General features: G+C 64.8%; 21 protein-coding genes. 18 read left to right on the top strand and 3 right to left on the bottom strand.

Going from position 1 to position 20419, the window contains the following annotated elements:
• Positions 1-26: 26 nt before the first annotated feature.
• Complete coding sequence (locus tag U5782_RS16205; protein WP_415914338.1) at positions 27-1148, bottom strand: response regulator transcription factor; 1122 nt, start codon at positions 1146-1148, stop codon at positions 27-29.
• Positions 1149-1522: 374 nt separating this feature from the next.
• Between U5782_RS16205 and U5782_RS16200 the strand changes: the two genes are divergently transcribed.
• From U5782_RS16200 to U5782_RS16180, 5 genes are all read left to right on the top strand, one after another.
• On the top strand, positions 1523-2587 hold the full coding sequence (locus U5782_RS16200; protein ID WP_415914337.1) for a porin: 1065 nt from the start codon (positions 1523-1525) through the stop codon (positions 2585-2587).
• A 32-nt stretch (positions 2588-2619) separates the two neighbouring features.
• Positions 2620-3807 carry an MFS transporter gene (locus U5782_RS16195; RefSeq protein ID WP_322044860.1) on the top strand — a complete coding sequence of 396 codons (1188 nt, stop codon included), beginning with the start codon at positions 2620-2622 and terminating at the stop codon, positions 3805-3807.
• 47 nt (positions 3808-3854) lie between these two features.
• Complete coding sequence (locus tag U5782_RS16190) at positions 3855-4970, top strand: class II histone deacetylase (RefSeq protein ID WP_322044859.1); 1116 nt, start codon at positions 3855-3857, stop codon at positions 4968-4970.
• 141 nt (positions 4971-5111) lie between these two features.
• A complete protein-coding gene (locus U5782_RS16185) occupies positions 5112-5966 on the top strand; it encodes a MoaF C-terminal domain-containing protein (RefSeq protein WP_322044858.1) in 855 nt (284 codons plus the stop codon).
• A complete protein-coding gene (locus U5782_RS16180; protein ID WP_322044857.1) occupies positions 5963-6727 on the top strand; it encodes an SDR family oxidoreductase in 765 nt (254 codons plus the stop codon). The genes U5782_RS16185 and U5782_RS16180 overlap by 4 nt, the downstream gene beginning before the upstream one ends.
• A gap of 11 nt (positions 6728-6738) precedes the next feature.
• On the opposite strand, the gene U5782_RS16175 is transcribed toward U5782_RS16180, so the two are convergent.
• Positions 6739-7542, bottom strand: coding sequence for an SDR family oxidoreductase (locus U5782_RS16175; protein WP_322044856.1), 804 nt, complete (start codon positions 7540-7542; stop codon positions 6739-6741).
• A gap of 183 nt (positions 7543-7725) precedes the next feature.
• Between U5782_RS16175 and U5782_RS16170 the strand changes: the two genes are divergently transcribed.
• From U5782_RS16170 to U5782_RS16120, 11 genes are all read left to right on the top strand, one after another.
• A complete protein-coding gene (locus tag U5782_RS16170; RefSeq protein ID WP_322044855.1) occupies positions 7726-8421 on the top strand; it encodes a helix-turn-helix transcriptional regulator in 696 nt (231 codons plus the stop codon).
• 47 nt (positions 8422-8468) lie between these two features.
• Entirely contained in the window at positions 8469-8909 is a 441-nt protein-coding gene (locus U5782_RS16165) for a hypothetical protein (RefSeq protein ID WP_322044854.1), read from the top strand.
• Positions 8910-9097: 188 nt separating this feature from the next.
• Positions 9098-10597 carry an aldehyde dehydrogenase family protein gene (locus U5782_RS16160; protein WP_322044853.1) on the top strand — a complete coding sequence of 500 codons (1500 nt, stop codon included), beginning with the start codon at positions 9098-9100 and terminating at the stop codon, positions 10595-10597.
• 23 nt (positions 10598-10620) lie between these two features.
• Positions 10621-11949: an aspartate aminotransferase family protein gene (locus U5782_RS16155; protein WP_322044852.1), complete on the top strand. Its 1329-nt coding sequence runs from the start codon at positions 10621-10623 to the stop codon at positions 11947-11949.
• Between the two features lie 122 nt (positions 11950-12071).
• Positions 12072-13025, top strand: a complete 954-nt coding sequence (locus U5782_RS16150) for a helix-turn-helix domain-containing protein (RefSeq protein ID WP_322044851.1) — start codon at positions 12072-12074, stop codon at positions 13023-13025.
• A gap of 232 nt (positions 13026-13257) precedes the next feature.
• On the top strand, positions 13258-14706 hold the full coding sequence (locus U5782_RS16145) for an APC family permease (protein ID WP_322044850.1): 1449 nt from the start codon (positions 13258-13260) through the stop codon (positions 14704-14706).
• Positions 14707-15014: 308 nt separating this feature from the next.
• Positions 15015-15191, top strand: a complete 177-nt coding sequence (locus U5782_RS16140) for a hypothetical protein (protein ID WP_322044849.1) — start codon at positions 15015-15017, stop codon at positions 15189-15191.
• Positions 15192-15439: 248 nt separating this feature from the next.
• Positions 15440-15718: a DUF333 domain-containing protein gene (locus tag U5782_RS16135; RefSeq protein WP_415914348.1), complete on the top strand. Its 279-nt coding sequence runs from the start codon at positions 15440-15442 to the stop codon at positions 15716-15718.
• Positions 15715-16404, top strand: a complete 690-nt coding sequence (locus tag U5782_RS16130) for a hypothetical protein (RefSeq protein WP_322044848.1) — start codon at positions 15715-15717, stop codon at positions 16402-16404. The genes U5782_RS16135 and U5782_RS16130 overlap by 4 nt, the downstream gene beginning before the upstream one ends.
• Before the next feature lie 167 nt (positions 16405-16571).
• A complete protein-coding gene (locus U5782_RS16125; RefSeq protein WP_322044847.1) occupies positions 16572-16973 on the top strand; it encodes a DUF3597 domain-containing protein in 402 nt (133 codons plus the stop codon).
• A gap of 304 nt (positions 16974-17277) precedes the next feature.
• On the top strand, positions 17278-18474 hold the full coding sequence (locus U5782_RS16120) for a glycosyltransferase family 9 protein (RefSeq protein WP_322044846.1): 1197 nt from the start codon (positions 17278-17280) through the stop codon (positions 18472-18474).
• Positions 18475-18607: 133 nt separating this feature from the next.
• On the opposite strand, the gene U5782_RS16115 is transcribed toward U5782_RS16120, so the two are convergent.
• Positions 18608-18982, bottom strand: coding sequence for a gamma-glutamylcyclotransferase family protein (locus tag U5782_RS16115; protein WP_322044845.1), 375 nt, complete (start codon positions 18980-18982; stop codon positions 18608-18610).
• Between the two features lie 187 nt (positions 18983-19169).
• Between U5782_RS16115 and U5782_RS16110 the strand changes: the two genes are divergently transcribed.
• A complete protein-coding gene (locus tag U5782_RS16110) occupies positions 19170-19721 on the top strand; it encodes a YbaK/EbsC family protein (RefSeq protein WP_322044844.1) in 552 nt (183 codons plus the stop codon).
• A gap of 297 nt (positions 19722-20018) precedes the next feature.
• Positions 20019-20360 carry a DUF4148 domain-containing protein gene (locus U5782_RS16105; protein WP_322044843.1) on the top strand — a complete coding sequence of 114 codons (342 nt, stop codon included), beginning with the start codon at positions 20019-20021 and terminating at the stop codon, positions 20358-20360.
• Positions 20361-20419 lie beyond the last annotated feature (59 nt).

Raw genomic sequence — 20419 nt, 5'->3', positions numbered from 1 at the left:
TTGATTGAGCATTGGTGTGCTCTTGATCACGTCCGCGCATTGCTCGGGTCGAGCGCCGTGAGCAGGCGCGGAATTTCGCTCTTGTCGTGCATGCCGAGCTTGCGGTACGCGCAACGCAGATAGTGCCGCACAGTGGTCGGCGAAATACCCATGCGTTGCGCGACTTCCTTGTGCGAGAGACCGTCGCCGTAATGCTGGATCGCAACGAGCTCGCGCGGGCTCAGGCGGTCGAGTTCCGAGCGCGTGCGCGCCTCCAGTTGAAAGAGCCCCGCCGTGGGCACGCAGTGCACGGTGACGCGCTCGCCCGTGTAGGGATGCGCGCTGCCGCCGTGCAGCCAGTCGATCAGCGGCTGCGGCAAGGTCTGGTTCGCATAGAGCGGCCAGTCGTGGCGCAAGGTCGCCTCGAAAGCCTTGTCGGCCTGATGCACCGTGCCGAAGGAGTCGCAGATCGCGCGCGCAGGGGAGGCGCTTGGCGCCGCGCCCCGTTCGCGCGTGAGCTGGAACGAGCGGTTGATCGTCAGCGCCGCCGCCAGATGGGGAATCACGTTCTGGACGTTTTGCGCGTCCGCCGTGCTGAACGGCTTGTCAAGCGCGCGCCGGTACACCGAAAGAAAAGTCGTGAGTCCGAAGCGATGGTCCAGCGCCGTCACCACCATCAACTGCGCCAGCCCGTGTTTGACGGCCCAGTTGCGAAAGCGCGGCGGCACCTCGGGATCGACGATGGAGATCGCCATTGCGCGTCCATAAATGCCGCGCGTGCCGCTTGCGAGCGGATCGCAGTCGCGCACCTTGATCCATTCAGGAAAGAACGAATCGGCGAGTCCCCAGGTGAAGCTGTTGTGCATGACGGGGCCGCCGGTCGTGTGCGTGGTCACGCCGGTCCAGCCCGCATCGAAGGCGAGCAAGGCGCCCAGCAGCCGGAAAAAACCGTTCTCGAATTCGCCGATGCCAGTCTGGTTCGCCAGCGCGTAGAGGTCGAGCAGCAGCACGCTCAGGTCGCGCTCGACGCTGCCGTCGCCCTCGAACGGGCCTTCGAAATCGGCGCTGCGTGCGCACGGTGCGCCATGCGCATAAGCGTCGATGGCGATCGCGGCGGGCATATCCGTGGCGCTGTCGAAACTCACGTGCCGGTCTGCGTTGCGTCTCAAGCGCTTCTCCTCTCCGATGCTGTCTCGCGCGGGGATGTGCCGGTTTTGCACCGGCTTCTTACCGTTTTCGCCTCGATTGTGGAGCGATTATACGTGCCGCCGATTTTCGGCGGACAGCGCCGGGGAACGCGCACATACCCCCTGCAATTGAACGGGGCGGCGTACGCGCCGAGGCAAGTTCGCCCTTCCCGTAGCACGCCCAAAGCCCGTCTGGATGGGCCGCGCCGCCCGCATCAGGGTTTTCCGCAGCGTTCACTTGAACGTCTGTTCACGTTTTTTCCCGCTACCGACACTGCACGCAGATCCGGGGCCACGACGCCACCGGACGCAAGCAATCCACGACAACAACGTTGCACGGTTTGGAGAGTCGGTCGATGAAACGATGGGATGGATTCAGGCGCTCGCGCATGGCGGCGGTCACTGCCGCAACGACGGCCGCGCTGGCGCTCGGTGCGAGTGGCACGGCACACGCGCAATCGAGCGTGACGCTGTACGGCATTCTCGACGCGGGCATTCAGTACCGCACGCATGCGGACGGTGAGCATGGCGCGGTCAATTTGCAGAACTACGGGGTGCTGCCTTCGCAAATCGGCATTACCGGCACCGAGGATCTGGGCGGCGGTCTGCAAGCGATTTTCCGCCTCGAGCAGGGGCTCAATCTCAACGACGGCACGGCGACGGTGCCGGGCCTGGCGTTCTTTCGTGGCGCCTGGGTCGGACTCAAGGGCGGTTTCGGCACGCTGACGCTGGGCCGCCAGTTCAGCGTGCTGTTCGACCGCACGGTCTTCTACGATCCGCTCTTCTATGCCGCGTACAGCGGCCAGGGCGTGATCGTGCCGCTCGCGGCGAACTTCATCGACAACGCCGTCAAGTATCAAAGCCCCGATGTCGCCGGCTTCAGCGGCGAGGCGCTGGCCGCGACCGGCGGCGTCGCCGGCAACTCGCGCTCGGGCCGCGTGCTGGAAGCAGGCGCGCAGTACGCGGGCAACGGCTTTGGCGTGAGCGCGGTGATCCATCAGTCGTATGGCAGCGTGTCCGCGACGGTGGATACGTCGTCCGAGCAGCGTGTGATCGGCGTGCTGGCCGCGCACTGGGACATCGACAAGCTGTCGCTCTATGGCGGCGCGGAGCGTCAGACCGGTTCGCTCGAACCCGCGAAGACGGTGGCATGGGGCGGCGCGCGCTACCGGCTCGATCCGGCCATCGGATTTGCGGCGGGCATTTATCACACGTTCTCGAATACCGCGAGCGTCGGGCATCCCACGCTCTATATCGCCAGCGGCACGTACGCGCTGTCGAAGCGCACCTTCGTCTATCTGAATCTCGGCTACTCGCATAACACGAGCGGCAGCACGCAGCCCGTCTACGAGTACGACTCGCTGCCCGTTGCCGGTGTCTCGCAGTTCGGCGCGATGGCGGGCATGTCCCACACGTTCTGATGCATCGGCTGGTCAACCGGAATTCCTGAGCCATGAAAAATCCCTCTCCGTCCTTCGCTTCAGCCGATGTCGCGCCGCGCGACTTCGCGGCCTCCACGCTGCTCTCGCTCGTTGTGTTCGCGGCGATCACGCCGTTGCTGCTGCTGGTCGCGCCCGCCGTCGCCGCGCAACTGGCGGTGCAGCTCGGCTTGTCCGCTTCGCAGATCGGCACGTACTTCTTTGTCGAACTGGGCGCGTTCAGTTGTGCCACGCTGCCTTCGCTGCTCTGGCTCGGCCGCGTGGACGCGCGCAGCGTCGCGGCCATTGCCACGGCCGTGTTCTGTGCGGGCAACTTCGCGACGGCGCTGTGGATGCCGGGCTTCGCGGGCTTGCTCGCGCTACGCACGATCACCGCGCTTGGCGGCGGCACGCTGATGGTGCTGTGCATGACGAGCGCGGCGACCAGCGCGAATCGTGACCGCGTGTATGGGCTCTGGGTCGTTGGCCAACTGATAGCGGGCGCGGTGGGCCTGTTCCTGCTGCCGCATGTGTTCGATGGGTATGGCTTGCGCGCGCTCTATGTCGTGCTCGGTGTGCTGGGTCTGTGCGCCGCGCCGCTCGTGCGCGGTTTCGATCCGGCGCTGGGTCGGGCGCAGCGTGTCGGTCACACAGGCGGCCAGGCATCCGGTTCGAACGCACAGGGCGCGGCGCTGAACGCTGTGTTCGTGATCTGCGGCGTGCTGACGTTCTATGTGGCGATTGGCGGCGTCTGGACCTTCGCGAGCAAGGCGGCTGCGCTGGCGGGTTTCGACGCCGCGCACACGGGTGAAGTGCTCGCCGTGGCGAGCGTGATGGGCATCGTCGGCGCGGGCTGTGCCTCGCTGATCGGCGGGCGCGTGGCGCGCCTCGCGATGCTGCTGGCGGGTTACGCGATCCTCGCCGTCGCGCTTGCCGGGCTCGCCACGCGGCCGGGCACGTCGGGCTATATGGCCGCGGTGTTCGCGTTCAAGTTCGCCTGGACCTTCGTGCTGCCCTTCATTCTCGCCGCCGCAGCGAAGCACGACCGCAGCGGCCGGCTGGTTGCTTCGCTGAACTTCGTGATTGGCGCGGGACTCGCGGCAGGGCCGCTGATCGCTGGCGTGCTGCTCGATGCGGGCGCCACGCTGGCCTCGCTGTTCGCGGGCGCGGCGGCGATCTGCGTTTTGTCCTGTCTGTGCCTCATGCGCGTCGAGCGCGCTTGATTCAAAACCGCATTCGTAACAAGAACCACCACCAGCAAGAGAGACTCATGAGCAAAACTGCCTTCTTTACCGACGAACGCACGTTCTGGCACACGGGCGGCACACACGCGCTGTTCTTTCCGGTCGGCGGCTGGGTGCAGCCGCCCGCCGCGAGCGGCTACGCGGAATCGCCCGAATCGAAGCGCCGTCTGCTGGCGCTGATCCAGGCGTCGGGGCTTGCGGCCTCGCTCGACATGAGCGGCGCGCCGGCGGCCAGCGACGACGACCTCGCGCGCATTCATCCGCGTGACTACCTCGAACGCTTCAAGGCGCTCAGCGACGCGAATGGCGGCGACCTGGGCGATCTCGCCCCGTTCGGCAAGGGCAGCTACGAGATCGCGGCGCTCTCGGCCGGTCTCGCGATGAGCGCCGTGGACACGGTGCTCGCGGGCCGCGCCGCGAATGCGTTCTCGTTGTCTCGCCCGCCGGGCCACCACTGCCTGCGCGACAAGCCGATGGGCTTTTGCCTGCTCGCCAACATCCCCATCGCGATCGAGGCGGCGCGTGCGAAACACGGCGTCGAGCGCGTGGCCGTGATCGACTGGGACGTGCACCACGGCAACGGCACGCAGTCGATCTACTACGACGACCCCAACACGCTGACGATTTCGCTGCATCAGGAAGGCTGTTTTCCGCCGGGTTATAGCGGTGCGGAAGAACGCGGCGCGGGGCGTGGCGAGGGCGCGAACATCAATATCCCGCTGCTGCCGGGCGGCGGCCACGATGCGTATCTCTACGCATTCGAGCGCATCGTGCTGCCCGCGCTCGATCGCTTCAAGCCGGATCTGATCGTGGTCGCAAGCGGCCTCGACGCGAGCGCGGTCGATCCGCTCGCGCGCATGCTGCTGCACAGCGAGAGCTATCGCGCGATGACACAACGCGTGCGCGACGCCGCCGAGCGTCATTGCCGCGGGCGTCTGGTGATCGTGCACGAGGGCGGCTACTCGGAGGCCTATGTGCCGTTCTGCGGCCATGCCATCGTGGAAACGCTCGCCGATGTGCGCACGAAGGTCGAAGACCCGATGCTCGATCTGGCGATCCTGCAACAGCCGAGTGCGCGCTTTGCCGCGTTCCAGCGCCAGTTGATCGACGAAATCGCCGAGGTCTTCGCGCGCGCGGCGTGAGCCAGTCAGAGCGCGTTGTCATCCTTCTGGTCGATGCCGCGCGGCGGGGCGGCTCCGTAGAGTGTGAGTCACGCCGCCGCCTCGCAGCAAAAGCCGCGCGGCGCGCGGTCCTCACACCATCTCCAGGGAGTCCTCCTTATCATGTCGTCCCAACCCGTCTTTATCCAGGTCGGCGCACTTGCCGAAGGCTTCGCACCCGAGAGCCACATTCTCGCGCCCTCGGGCGATCTCGAAGGCCGCCGTTTCACGCTCGAATTCGCGCACGGCAGCGTGAATACGCTGCATTTCACGGGCTCGCAGCGCGTGGAAGTCGAGCGTGTTGTCGGCACAATCAAGCAGCAGGCGCAGCACGATTGCCGCGTGACCTCGGTGCGTGATGGCATCTATTTCGTCGACTACATCGGCGCGGACGAAGCACTTGTCGATGACGAAGGCCGCCCGCGCAGCGCCTCGACGAGCTATGTGCTCGATCTGCGCCGCGCCTTGTGCACCGTGGTCGTGGGCATGTTGCCTACCGAAACGGAAACGCATATCGACGCCTTCACGCGCGTCGAGCGCGGCATGGAGTTGACCGGCGTGCAGGTGCAACTGCGCCACGGCCGCATCACGGCAGGTGCAGAGCCCACGCAAACCCGGCTGCACGCGCCCACGCGCGAGTTGATCGGCATGCGCAATCTGTACACCTATAGCGCGACCGAGCGCTACGAGCACATCTATCTGAACGAGAACTTCTACGCGTGGCAGTGCCTCTCAGGCGTGGAAGCGGGCCTCGCGGACGTGGATCGGTGCCATATGATCGGCATCGACGAAAAGCTCTATCTCTTCGTGTGGCGCGAGAAGATCGTGCCGACGCTCGGCGTGGTGATGATCGACCTCGAACGCATGAAGACCGACGGCAAGATCTTTGGTTATCGGGGCAGCCGCTTCGACGCGCTCTCGAACTTCCCGGTGGGCGCGCACGCGCAGATCCTCAACGTCACGCGGCATCCGTCATGACCGGCGCGTTCGAAGGCCGCACCGTGCTGGTGACGGGCGGTGCGCAGGGCATTGGGCGCGGCATCGTGGAGGCGTTCGCGCGCGAAGGTGCGCGCGTCGCCGTCGCCGATCTCAAGGCCGATGCCGCGCGCGCCTGGCTGGTCCAGCCGACGCATCGCGCCTACGACGTCGATCTTGCCGAACGCGAGCAGATCGGCGCGCTGATCGCCCAGGTCGAAGCCGACTTCGGGCGGCTCGACGTGCTGGTGCACAACGCCGCGTATTTCCCGCTCACGCCGTTTGCCGCCATCACGCCCGCCGTGCTGGAGCGCACGCTTGCCGTGAACCTGAGCGCGCTGTTCTGGCTCGCTCAGGCGGCTACGCCAGCGTTCGTGCGCCAGGGCGGCGGGCGGCTGCTCGTCACGTCGTCGGTGACAGGGCCGCGTGTGGCGTATCCGGGGCTCGCGCACTATGCAGCGTCGAAGGCGGGCGTCAACGGCTTCATCCGCGCCGCCGCGCTGGAACTCGCGCCGCATCGCATCACGGTCAATGGCGTGGAGCCGGGCATGATCCGCACGCCGGCGATGGAGAACCTCGGCGATGCGGCGTTGAACGCGCGCATCGCCGCCTCGGTGCCGCTCGGACGCTTAGGGGAACCTGGCGATATCGCCGCGGCGATGCTCTATCTCGCTTCGTCGGGCGCGGCCTATGTCACGGGGCAGACCATCGTGGTCGATGGCGGCGCGACGCTGCCTGAAGCGTCGGCCGCGTTTTTGTCCTGATGTTTGCTAAGTCAGAGGCGCGCGAAGGCGAGCGTCGGTACATCGACGATCGACGAGCCGCCGTCCGCCACGAGCGCCGCGCCCGTCACGATGCTCGCGGCGGGCGAGGCGAGGAAGGCGCAGATCTCGGCAATCTCGTCGGCGCTGGCCGCGCGCCGCAGCGGCACGTCGGCGCACACGCGTGCGTAGGCTTCGTCGAGCGTGTCGCCGTGATGGGCGATGAGCGGCTGCATCTCCTCGTCGGCCATCGGCGTGCGCACCCAACCCGGGCACACGGCATTCACGCGTACGCCCTGCGGGCCGTAGTCGCGCGCGAGCGAGCGCATGAGGCCGATCAGCGCGTGCTTGGCCGTGGTGTAGCCGCAGACCTCGGGACCGGCGGCGAGCGAGGCGATCGACGCGACCAGCACGATCGAGCCGCGTCGCTCGATCAGTTGCGGCAAGCAGGCTCGCGCGCTCGCAAAGGCGGTGTCGAGGTTGGCGCGCATGGCGGCGGCCCAGGCTTCGTCGGCGGTGTGCAGCGCGCTGCCCATGCCCAGACCGCCCGCGCAGGCGATCAGCGAGGCGATGCCGCCTTCGGCTTCCAGCACGGTGGTGAAGCGCTGCCAGTCGGCGGCGCTGGCGGCGTCGCCTTCGAGCACGATGCCGTTCGTTTCTGCCGCGACGCGTTCGAGCGGCGCGCGGCGGCGGCCGACCAGCGCGACGCGCGCGCCTTGCGCGGCGAAGCGCTTCGCGCAGGCCTCGCCGATGCCGGTGCCCGCGCCGGTGATGACCACACAGCCCTGGGCGGCCGGGTTCGCGGATGAGGATGTCATTTCATAGGCTCCTTGATGGTGTGCCGCCAGTCTAGGCAGGGCTGGCGGGCGGGCCTATCGGGCAAAAGGATGACAACGCACGTCCGTGCCAGGTGCGGTTTGCCAATTTGCGCTCACACTTCGCGGTGCCCGCTGCCTAGCATCGTCGGAACAGACCGTCGATACGGATCACGGAGACCGATCATGCCCAGAGAAGACCGCCGCGCCGCCGCGCTCGCAACGGCCGTTGCCACGCTCGCGAAGCTCGTGCGACCGGGCGCGACCGTGTTCTACCGGATCGGCGCCGACCAGCAGCCTTCCGGCTTCGAGCTGTTCGGTCTCGCGGAAACCATGCACCGTACCTGGCTGCAACGCTATCTCGTCCTGGACCCGATGCACCCGTCGCGTTACGTGCGCCAGCAGGGCAACGTGCTCACGCTCGCGGGCGAATTGCCCGAGGCGTTGCGCGGCGAATCGGTGTACTGGCGGCGCTTTTTGCAGCCGCATCGCGTGGTGGACGTGATGGAGGTGTTGCTGCGCGACGAAGGCCGGGCCATTGCCGCGTTCTCGTTGCTGCGCTTCGCGCCCGATGCGCCGTTCGCGCAGCCCGAGATCGAGCGCGCCAGCGCGCTTCAACCCTTGCTCGAACTCGCACTTGCCCCCGCATTGCGCGCCGAAAGCGCCCTGCATAGGGCGACAGGCGGCAACGAAGCCGATACGCCGCGCCTCACGCATCGCGAGGAGCAGATCGCGCACCTCGTGCGCGACGGGCTCTCGAACAAGGCCATCGCGCGCGATCTCGAACTCTCGCAGCCCACCGTGAAGACGCATCTGCTGCGTATGTTCCGCAAGCTGGGTGTGTCGAGCCGAACGGAGTTGATTGGTGCGCTGTTTCTTTGACATCCCTTTGATTTGCCTTTGACCTGCCATCGAACGAGGACCGCACGATGAACGCCTGCGCGCCCCTGCTGGACCACGACCTTCCCGCGACGTATGAAGAAAGCGGCCTGCTGCTCTACGCAGTGGCCGCCGTGGCTGTCGAGGCCACGGAACAAACGGGCTGGTTTCGCCGTTGCGCGCACGCGGGCGCGGCCGTGATCTCGCGCGAGGAGGACGTGCCCGACGTGCTTTTGCGTCTGCCCGACTGCTGGAATATCGCCGATGCCGCGCGCTGTCACGGCCTGCACGACGACCCGGATATCGTCGCGGTCGATCCGCGCTTCCGGCATGGCGTCGACGACACGGCCTTCGCCATCGTCGCGCACGACGACGGCCTGCGCCACGTGCTGCTGATGCAGGTGAACGCAGCCGAAGCCGCGCTGATGCCCGAGCGGGCGTTTCAGGAGCGCGAAGGCTTCGAGCGCTGCGTATGGCCTGTCGCGCCATGAGTGCCATAAGCGCCATGCACGCCATGAACGTTTACCCGCAGCGTGTGGCGATCTGCCAATTTGCGCTAACGCCTGTTGATTCGCGCCCCTAAAGTCGGCACACGAGGACTTTCCGCGCAAGCGCCCCATCCGCCGCGCGAACTGTCCAGATTGATTGCCCACCGTGTGACAAGCGAGAGATTGAAGATATGAGTAGCGATGCGAAGGTCAGGGTCAACGACAGCGTGCGGGCGTTCATCGCACGCGAACACGGCCTCTTCATCAACGGCGGCCCGCAGCCCGCACGCGGCGCGCAGCGCCTCGACGTGTTCGATCCGTCCACCGGCGAAGTGCTGTCGAGCGTGGCCGATGCCGATGCCGCCGACGTCGACCGCGCCGTCACCAATGCGCGCGAAGCCTTCGACGCACGTGTCTGGAGCGGCCTGCGGCCCGCTGACCGCGAGCGCATCCTGCTGCATCTGGCCGATCTGATCGAAGCCAACGCCGAAGACCTCGCGCAGCTCGAAACGCTGGAGCAGGGCAAGTCGATCAACATCGCGCGCGCGATCGAAGTGGGCGCAACGGTCGAGTACGTTCGGTATATGGCCGGCTGGGCCACCAAGATCACGGGCGAAACGCTGGACGTGTCGATTCCGTTCCCGCCCGGCGCGCGCTACACGGCCTTCACGCGCAAGGAGCCGGTGGGCGTGGTCGCGGGGATCGTGCCGTGGAATTTCCCGCTCATGATCGCCGTGTGGAAGCTGATTCCCGCGCTGGCGGCAGGCTGCACGATCGTCATCAAGCCGTCGCCCGAGACGCCGCTCACGGCGCTGCGCCTCGCGGAAATCGCGGTCGAGGCTGGCATTCCTCCGGGCGTGTTCAACGTCGTCACGGGCGGGCGCGAATGTGGCGCGGCGCTGGCCGCGCATCCGGGCATCGCCAAGATTTCGTTCACGGGCTCGACGCCCACGGGCAAGCTGATCGGCACGGCGGCGGTGCAGAACATGACGCGCTTCTCGCTCGAACTGGGCGGCAAGAATCCGGCCGTGATGCTCGCGGACGTCGATGTGGATCAGGCCGTGCAGGGCGCGCTCGCGGGCGGCTTCCTGAATCAGGGGCAAGTGTGCGCGGCGGTGTCGCGCATCTACATTCATCGCAGCAAGTATCGCCAGATCGCCGACGGTCTCGCCGACGTCGCGCGTTCGATGACGCTTGGCGCCGGGCTCGATCCTAACGCGCAGATCAACCCGCTGGTGTCCGCGCAGCATCGCGAGCGCGTTGAGCAGCACATCGCGCGCGCCCACGCCGATGGCCTGCGCTTTCTCGCGGGCGGCACGCGTGTCGATCATCCGGGCTATTTCGTGAATCCCGCCGTGATCGACGATGTGCCGCACGACGCCGCGCTGGTGCGTGACGAAGTGTTCGGCCCGGTGCTCGCATTGATTCCCTTCGACGATCCCGCCGAAGCGCTGCGTCTGGCCAACGACTCGCCCTATGGGCTTGCCGCGAGTCTGTGGAGCAACGATCTGCGCGCGGTCATGAACCTCGTGCCGCGCATCGAGGCGGGCACGGTCTGGGTGAATTGCCACGTGCCGCTCGATCCGTCGATGCCGTTCGGCGGCTACAAGCAATCGGGCATGGGCCGCGAGTTCGGCAAATATGCGGTCGAAGGCTTCACCGAAACCAAATCCATCTGCATCGCGCACTGAACATTCCATTCGAGGGAGACACCATGAGCACGTCATCCGCCTTCTGGCATCCGATGATCCATCCCGCCGAAATGCAGCAACGCACGCCGATTCGCATCGTGCGCGGCGACGGCTGCTTCGTGTTCGACGAGCATGGCAAGCAGCTTGTCGATGGCGTCGCGGGTCTGTGGAACGTGAACATCGGCCACAACCGTCATGAGGTGAAGCAAGCCATCACGGCGCAGCTCGACGAACTCGAATACTTCCAGCTATTCGACGGCATTTCGCATCCGCGCGCCGAAGAGCTTTCGCGTCTGTTGATCGGCATGCTAGAACCCGAGGGCATGACGCGCGTGATGTATAGCTCCGGCGGCTCGGACGCGGTGGAGTCGGCGCTCAAGCTCGCGCGCCAGTACTGGAAGGTCGAAGGTCAGGCCGATCGCACCAAGTTCATCTCGCTCAAGCAGGGCTATCACGGCACGCACTTCGGCGGCGCGTCGGTCAACGGCAATACGGTGTTTCGCCGCAACTACGAGCCGAATCTGCCGGGCTGTTTCCATGTGGAAACGCCCTGGCTCTATCGCAATCCGTTCACGCAGGACCCGCAGGAACTGGGCCGTATCTGCGCGGAAATGCTCGAACGCGAGATCCTGTTCCAGAGCCCCGACACGGTGGCCGCCTTCATCGCCGAACCGGTGCAGGGCGCGGGCGGCGTGATCGTGCCGCCGGAGAACTACTGGCCGCTGATTCGCGAGGTTTGCGATAAATACGGAGTCCTGCTGATTGCCGACGAGATCGTGACCGGCTTCGGGCGCACCGGCAGCATGTTCGGCAGCCGCGGCTGGGGGGTGAAGCCCGACATCATGTGCTTCGCGAAGGGCATTTCGTCGGGCTACATTCCGCTTGGCGCGACGGCCTTCAATGCGCGCATCGAACAGGCCTTCATGAAGAACGCCGATTTCACCGGCGCGCTGATGCACGGCTATACCTATGCGGGCCATCCGGTCGCGTGCGCGGCGGCGCTGGCCAACCTCAAGATCGTCGCCGAGGAAAACCTGCCCGCCAATGCGGCCGCACAGGGCAAGCATCTGCTCGAAGCGCTGACGCCCTTCGCGAAGCGCTACGCGGCAGTGGGCGACGTGCGCGGCAAGGGGCTGATGGTGGCGCTCGATCTGGTGAAGGACAAAGCCACGCGCGAGCCGATCGACCCCACCGACGGCTACGCCAATCGCGTGGCCGAGATCGCGCGCGCGAATGGCGTGCTGGTGCGCCCCGTGGGCACCAAGATCATCCTTTCGCCGCCGCTCGTGATCGAGACCGCGCAGATCGACGCCATCGTCCGCGCGCTGGCTGCGGGCTTCGATCAGGCTTGAAGCCAGCGATCTGCCGCACCATCGCTCCGCTGCACTCCTGTGCAGGCTGCGCGATTTTTTCAGGCAAGACCGGGCCCGCCGTCATGGATTAAGATGCTGTGGATTGATGCAGGAGACAGCAGATGGATTTCAGGGTCAGCGCGCTTGCCGACGTGCATGATCATTCGCTTGCCGTCAACGGCTGGGAGCAGGTCTATCGTCAGATGACACCCGGGCGTTATGAGAGCCGGCTCGTGCAGGCCACGTCGAGCGAGTTTCACTTTTTCCGCGAAGCGACCAATCGCCGGGTGGTGCAGGCGGGTGTGTCGCCCGCGGGCTTCGCCTCGCTCGCGGTGCCGCTTTACGCGCCTGTCGTGGGCACCTTCCAGGGCCAGAAGGTCGACGGTTACGCGCTCTTGCAGCTTGGCTCCGGCGAGGAGTTCCGCTTCTACACACCCGAGGCGATGGACTACGTGGGCGTGAGCCTGCCCGCCGACAAGATGGCCGAACTCGTGGCCGTGACCATCGGCGAGGAGGCCGCGCGCCAGTTGCGCAGCAACGTCGTCGCGCTGCCGGCCGAAGCCGCCCAGGTGCTGAGCCTGCGTCTTGCCCCTTTTCTTGATGCCAGCGAGCGCAATCGCGCGGCCTTCGTGCACCCTGCCTCGCATCAGTCCTCGATCAAGCGCTTTCAGGACGAAGTGCTGAGCGTGCTGCTCGGCCTGCTCGAAAGCGCGACGACGCGGCCCTCGCGCGACCTCACGCACGCCACCTACAGCGATATCGTCAAACGCTGCGAGCGCATCACCGAAGACAACACCCTGGAAACGCTCACCGTGCTCGATCTGTGCCGCCTGCTGCGTTGCAGCCGCCGCACGTTGCAGACGAGCTTCCAGCGTGTGGCGAACGTCACGCCCGTGGAGTATCTGCGCTCGATCCGCCTGAACGCCGTGCATCGGCTGTTGCGCTCGACTAGTGCGGACGAACTGCTGATCGGCGACGCCGCCGCGCGCTGGGGCTTCACGCACCTGAGCTACTTCGCGCGCGAATATCGCGATCTTTTTGGCGAATTGCCTTCGCAGACCGTGCGCAAGGGCTGAGCGTTTTTTCTCCACGCTATTCACAGCATTGATCGCGCCGTTTTTCGTTCTGCTTACGGCTGCGCGTTTTTCGCCCGACGTTTTCCTCCCGACTAACCCTGGTTCCGGCCCCGCTCCGCGCGGCTTGCCGATTTGTGCTGCCGGTCGGAGTTTTTGGCTCTCTACAGTGCTTCTCGACACCCGGCCCGCTTCGCGCGCCGCGGCACGATTACTACTTATCGGAGCGAGATCCATGAACGTCGCGGCAGAAACCACGCCCTCGACCGAACTACGCAAAGGCGCTTTGGGCCTGGGCTTCATCGTCTTTTTTGTCATCTCCGCCGCCGGGCCGCTCGTGGCCATCGCGGGCGGCTTTCCCATCGGCATCATGCTTGGCAACGGTGCGGGCACGCCGGCGCTGCTCGTCGCCACGGTCGCGATCCTGCTGCTGTTCGCGGCGGGCTACACGGCGATGTCGCGTCACGTCACCAATGCGGGCGGCTTCTACGCATTCACCGCGCGCGGACTCGGCGGCACCGCGGGAGGCGCGGCCGCCTTGCTCGCGCTGCTCGGCTACAACACGATGCAGATCGGCCTGTATGGCATGTTCGGTGCGGTGGCATCGGGCTTCTTGCAGGCGCATTTCGGCGTGAACGCGCCGTGGTGGGTGTGCTCGCTGGTGGCGCTCGCGAGCATTGCCGTGCTCGGCTACCGGCAGATCGATCTCTCGGCCAAGGTGCTGTCGCTGCTCGTGCTGGGCGAATACGTGGTCGTGCTGATCCTCGATCTCGCGATTCTGAAGAGCGGCGGCGCGCATGGCGTGAACGCCGTGTCGTTTACGCCGCGCGTGTTTCTGAGCGGTACGCCCGCACTGGGCTTCCTGTTCTGCTTCGCGAGCTTTATCGGCTTCGAGGCCACGACGATCTACAGCGAAGAGGCAAAGGACCCGCAACGCACGGTGCCGCTCGCGACGTATATTTCCGTGCTGCTGATCGGTGGCTTCTATGCGTTCTCGGTTTGGTGCATGGTGATTGGCGCGGGCGCGGACGATATCGTCAAGACGCTGAGCGCATTGCAGGACCCGACCACCTTCCTCTATTCGCTTTCGGATCATTACGCCAACGGCACGCTCACCGCCGCCATGAGCGTGCTGTTCATCACGAGCGTCTATGCGGGGCTGCTCGCGTTCCACAACTCGGCCGCGCGCTACTTCTTCGCGAGCGGCCGCGAAGGCCTGTTGCCGAAGTCGCTGGGCCAGACGCATGCGCTGCACAGCAGTCCGCATAAGGGTTCGCTGTGGCAATCGGTGATCGCCGCGCTGGTGGTGCTGGTGTTCATCGTCGCGCATGCCGATCCGGTGCTCACGCTGTTCTCGTGGCTCACCAATGTCGCGACGCTGTGCATCATCGCGTTGATGGCGCTCGCCTCGGCGGCCGTGTTCGTGTTCTTCCGTCGTCAGCCCGTGCGTGAAGAAAGCGCGTTGCGCGTGATGTGGTTCCCGGTGATTTCGGGTGTCGCGCTGGCCGCCGTGCTGGCGCTTGCGATCGTAAATTTCCCGCTGCTCACGGGCGCCGGTCCGACGCTCTCGTATGCGTTGACGGCGTTGTTGCCGGTGTTCGCCGTGATCGGCGTGGCGCTGGCGCGCCGTTTGAAGCGTCGCGATCCGGCGGCTTATGGGCGGCTAGGGAATTCGCGGCTGTGATGGGGGGCTGATGCGCGATTAAAGACTGCGAAGCGAGCGAGGCGCGGCCCGTCCATGACGGGCCGCGCGGCGTTTACGGCACGGCAAATGCAGGGGCAGGCTGCGCGCGTCAACGATCGGCAACATTCATCGAGCCTCGTAGGCCACGGTCTGATGTGCGTTGAGCCATCTCGTCGAGCGCGGCAATGTCAAAGAGTGTGGGCTGCGATACCGATTTCAGGGTCATAGCGATACACTCGCCGGACTCTCACGGACGGATACCCGCCGCGTAGAGCTCGCGTGTCGCGCACTAGCCATTCGAGGAAAATATGCCGGCTTTCATCGTCAAATATACCCATCGTCAGATGAACACCATGACGGACATCGGCTCAGCGATCCGCGTCGACGCCGTCTCTGGCGATGCGGCCATCGATCAAGCGTGGGTCCTGCTGAAGCAGCGCCATCCCGGCGAATACATCGTGGTGACGGCGGCGATCAGAAAGTGACGATGGGCTGTGCAGGGGGGAGATTTCGTCCCGGATGGGTTCCCGCTGCGGCTCGCCGCGCTGCCACGGGTCAGTAAATTCCGAATTCGGGCCACCGTGCGTGCAAGCGTGCGCAGGCTGCTGTACCGTCAGGCGTGCAACGGATTCGTCGTTGATGCGTTGCGGATCGGTCGTGGTTCGGTGGCGTATCCGTCACGTATCGGTCAATCAGGCAGACGCCAGTCACGCTCGCCAACAAGGTGGCCAACATGAAAAAAATCCACTCTCTTTTCGCGCTTCCCGCGCTTGCTGCCATGCTCTGCGTGAGCGCAGCTTGTGCCCAACCTTTACCGCCCAGCGCACAGAGTTCCGCGCAACAGCGGGCCGGGCTCGCCAATCCCGCATCGGTCAATTGCGTCCACAGCGGCGGTACCTTGCAGATCGTCGAAACGAACGATGGCCAGATGGGTATCTGCAAGCTGCCTAATGGCCGGCAATGCGAAGAGTGGGCCCTGTTGCGCGGCGAGTGTCAGGCGGGCGGGCAATGAACGCGCCAGACGGGGAGCGCGACTATGGCGGCGAGGCGGAGGTGCTCGCGCATGCGCTGCGCGCCGATATCGATCGCGCGGCCTCGACGCCCAGGGCGCGGGCCTGGGTCGTGCATCTGCCCAACATCGACCCCGATGCAACGCTGCTGTTGCGCTTTTCGCCGCCCGAAGCAGCGGGACGGCTCGTGGTGGAGGCCGTGCTCGCGCTCGACGGTGCGAGGGTGCGGGTGTCCGACTACCTCAGCGTCGAAACGCTGCGCGCGTGCCGTTATCGCCGCACGATTTCATTGGCGCTCACCCGGAAGTCAAGCCGGCTGGCCGAGGACATCAAGGTGCGCCTGATGCCCGGTTATATCGACGTGCTCGAACGGATTCGCGCCGAACGGCGACGGCTGGGCGTGGGCAACGCGGTACGCCTCGCGCAGGCCGAGGGCGCGATGCGCGCCTATGCCTTCGCGCATCCCGCCAATGGCGACACGCTGCCCCGGCTGCTCGGGAGCATTGGCCTGCATAGCGCGGAGTGGAGGGGACACCGCAAGGTGGCGCTGCCTCGTCTCGTCACCGGCGGTCCACATATCGACGTCGAAATTGGCAGCGATCAGGCGGGCAGCGTTCATCTGTCGATTCGCGAACTGCCGCTCGAACGGGCGCAAGCCGTGCTGCAACTCATCTGCGATGTGCGGTGAGCGCAAAGCGGTGCGCGAAGTGATCGCAAACTTTACGAATACATGAAACGTGTTGGGACGTTTTCGGGACGGTATTTTCCCAACGTCCTGCATACTTCGCCTGACGAGGCGATAGACGGCGCCGCGGCGCCGCCTCGGCAACCAGCAACCCCATAGGAGTCAAGCAAATGAGCATCTTTGGCGATATCGTGAACAAGCTGTTCCACAAGGCCAAACCCGATGAGACCCCGCCGGCCGTCGAGCCGACGCCGGACCCCGCAGCCGCCCAGGCCGCGGCACCCGAAGCCGCGCCGGCTCCCGCGCCGCTGACCGATGTCGACGTCGCCGCCGTGATGGACCAACTGGTGTCCGAAAGCGGCCAGACGCTGAACTGGCGCGTGTCGATCGTCGATACGATGAAGGCGCTCGGCGTGGACAGCAGCCTCGATCACCGCAAGCAGCTTGCGCAAGAGCTGAAGTACACGGGCGACACGAACGACTCCGCGAGCATGAACATCTGGCTGCACAAGCAGGTGATGGCGGCGCTCGCCGCGAATGGCGGCAAGCTGCCGGCCGATCTGGCGGGTTGATACAGCGCATGCGCTGGCGCGTCCTGACGGGGGCGCCAGTGTTTGGATGAGCTGAAGAGCGAGTCGCGGGAGAGGATCCCGCGACTCGCTTTTTTATGCGCCTGGTTCCAATTGAGGGACAGCCAATCGAAGATTGCGCTGCGTCGCGCGACATGCGCATGGGAAGGAGGCCCGACGATATCAGCGCTTTTCGTGTAAGGCTTGAGATTAAATTTAAAAATCCACGATGCGGGAAATGCAAGCCGCGACGGTCATCTGCTGTTGTTTCCAATGCGAGTGGGATCCTCTCGTAGATTTGCTTTCCATGACTGAATTCAATAAAAGAATACATTTATTTCATACCTTATGCGATGGGCGGCGCGTTTCAGAAGCGGTGAATCTGATCCGCACACTTTCTGCTCAGGCTTATTGGCTGACTGATTACATCGAACTGGGATACGGTTTTTTCCGCGTTGGTATGTTTGAAGAGGCGGAGCACGCTCTGGAGGCCACGTTGCCCTATCTCGCTCAGGACGAGCGGCAAACCGCTCGGGTCACGGAGGGGCTTGCGATCGCAAAACTTCATCTCGGCAAGATCGATGAAGGCGCGGTATTTGATAAGGCCATTTACAGCAGGGAGGCGTATCAAGTCGATGCTTCGATTTCCGAAAACGAGCGGAGAATTCTTAACCGGATTTTCCAGGAAAAATTACTCGTTGACGAAGAATCGGTCGAAGGCAAGAAAGTTTTTTTGATTGGCTGCGGAGGATTCGGCGACCAAATCGAACAGTATCGGAATATTCAACGCTTGCTGGCGGAAGGTGCGAAGGTGGTTGTCGCCGATCCTCACGAATCCTTGATGGAGCTTCTGGGAGAAAGTGCCATTCCAGTGGCGCTGACGCGTGCGACGGCCGATAACCTGAGCCGCAGCGACAGGCTGGCCTTCGGCAACATGTTGAATTGGCGTTACGCTCGATCGGCGTTTTCGTCGCTTCCCGAAGCGGGCTATTTGAGACCGGTCAAGCACGGCAGACCGCCCGTCGCGATTCCCGAAACGTCAAAAAGTAAACGAGTCGGAATCGTCTGGAAAAGCAATAACACGCAGTGTCGTTACGAACCGTTTCGCTCCATGGAGCTTGTCGCGATGGAGCCGCTATTCCTGAATACGGAAACGCAGTTCTACTCACTCCAGTTCGGCGAACTCGCCCCTGCGGAAGCCGAGTGTTTGAAGCGTTTTGGCGTTGTCGATCTGTCGTCGCACATCCGTACGTTCCTGGATATGGCAAAGCTGATGATGCGCCTGGACCTGGTCATCACCGTCGACTCTGCGCCCGCGCATCTGGCCGGTGCACTGGATATCCCCGTCTGGAACATGCTGGCCAAGGTTGCAGATTGGCGTTGGGGAGCGCACGGGCAACGCGACACATCGCTGTATCCTTCCATGCGCCTGTTTCGCCAGCAGGCCCTGGGCGAATGGGATGCGGTCGTCGCCGAGGTGGCCGCGGCGCTACAGGCGCTTTGAAGATTCCGGCCGTCGCAAAGCTGCGCATGAACAGTTTCAGCGTCGCCTTGCTGCCGCCAAACACCGCGCGCTGGCCAGACTTACCGCCGTCGCGCCGTTAATCTGGCGGCTAGCCCGGTCGTTGGTCTCGCTGTCAGTCACGCGGCGGCGAATTGGCGTCGACATACACCCATGCCGACACACCAGACACGAGCGTGACGCGATCGCGCCGGTAGGCGGCGACTTCGTAACTGTCCGCGTGCGCGAGTTCTTCCGGCGAGATCGCGAACACCGTGCCGCTGACCCGATCATAGGGATTGCCCGTCCACGTGACGACCGGATGATGCGTCTTGCCGCTGGTCGCGACAACGGCGGGGTCGTCGATCTTCAGCATGGTGAGCGAGAAATTCGGCATTTCGTCGGGCTGGCCGTCGAGCTTGCGGCCGAAAGTGGCGATCTGCACTTGTTCGAGCTGCAAGGTGCCGTACGAGAAAAGCGACTCGGAGAATTGGGGATTGGTGCTGGTCATGGTGCGTGCCGGAGAGTGAGGCGCGTAGAAAAACGCGACGATGAATATGTCGTGAACATTATAGGGAGCGACGCGTTTCCGCGTCTGCGGCGCGGCTTACAGCAGCTTTTCCGTTACCGATAAAATAGGCTTCGCCACGAACGCAAACATCCCGCCAACTTACCGCAATCCACGGAGACCGATTCCCATGCAAGCCCCGCAGCATCGCCTCGACATCGTTCCCGACGCGCAACGCGAGCAACACTTGCCGCGCAGCGTCATCGCCCGCCTGCCCGCGCAGGGCGTTACGGTTTTCACGGTGGACGACGACGCATCCGACACCGCGCAGTTCAGCGAGCGCTACGGCTTCGGCCTCGAAGACTGCGCGAACACGCTGGTGCTGCGCTACAAGCGCGAGGGGGCGGAACACCACGCCGCCGTGGTGACGCTGGGCTCGCGGCGGCTAGACGTCAACGGTGCGGTCAAAGCGAGGCTGGGCGCGCAACGCCTGTCGTTCGCGAAGCGCGAGCAGGCGGTCGAACTCACGGGCATGGAGTTCGGGGGCATCACGGCATTCGGGGTGCCCGACGACTGGGTCGTGCTCGTCGACGCCGCAGTGATGGCGCGCGAACGCATCGTGATGGGCGCGGGCGTGCGGGCCGCCAAGCTGCTGCTGGCGCCCGCGTTGCTCGAACAATTGCCCAATGTCGATATCGCACCGCTCGTTTTCGACGAAGAGGAAATTGATAAGGAGTGCTGACAGGTTGTCTTGAGTGCTGCCAGACCGGTTCGACCTCTATATTCGAGCGGACGGCGGATACAAATCAATGCATGAGCGATGCCTTTTTACATTTTTGTATCTCATTGTATTAGCGCGGCATCTGGACAAGAACGCTTGCACACAGGTGGGTCGGCGCAAACATGCCAGATACGTGGGCGGCGCCAAATAGCGTCATGCCAGCCGACATCGAAACCGATACCCCGGTTGGTCAACGCCAGGCGCCTTGCACACCGTTCAGGGCGCGGCGAACCCCACACTCACTTGAAGGTGCTCACCATGAAGCTCATCCAGTCCCTGATCGCTGCCGCCGCCGTTGCGCTTCCCGTCGCCTCGTTTGCACAAACCAGCCAGCCCGTCACGCGAGCCCAGGTGTTGGCCGAACTGGCTCAGCTCGAAAAGGCGGGCTACAACCCGGCGAGCAACGACGTGAACTATCCGCAAGACATCCAGGCGGCCGAGGCGCGTGTGAGTGCGCAGAACCTGGCAGCGTCCGCGGCGTATGGCGGGGTGGCGAATGGAGCGTCGGCTTCGGGAGCGGCATCGTCGGCATTTTCGGCCTCGCTCGCTTCGACCCAGGACGATGTGCCCGGTCTCGGGCCGATCTTCGCGCATCCGTGAACGATGCACGATGCGGGCCGGGTGCTCCCGTGGCACACCGGCCGCGTTGCCGTTGAGCT

The organism is Paraburkholderia sp. J67 (genome assembly GCF_905220265.1).
In the GTDB taxonomy this organism is placed as follows: Bacteria; Pseudomonadota; Gammaproteobacteria; order Burkholderiales; family Burkholderiaceae; genus Paraburkholderia.
Note: the sequence above shows the minus strand (reverse complement) of the source record. Positions and strands in the feature narration are given on the sequence as shown.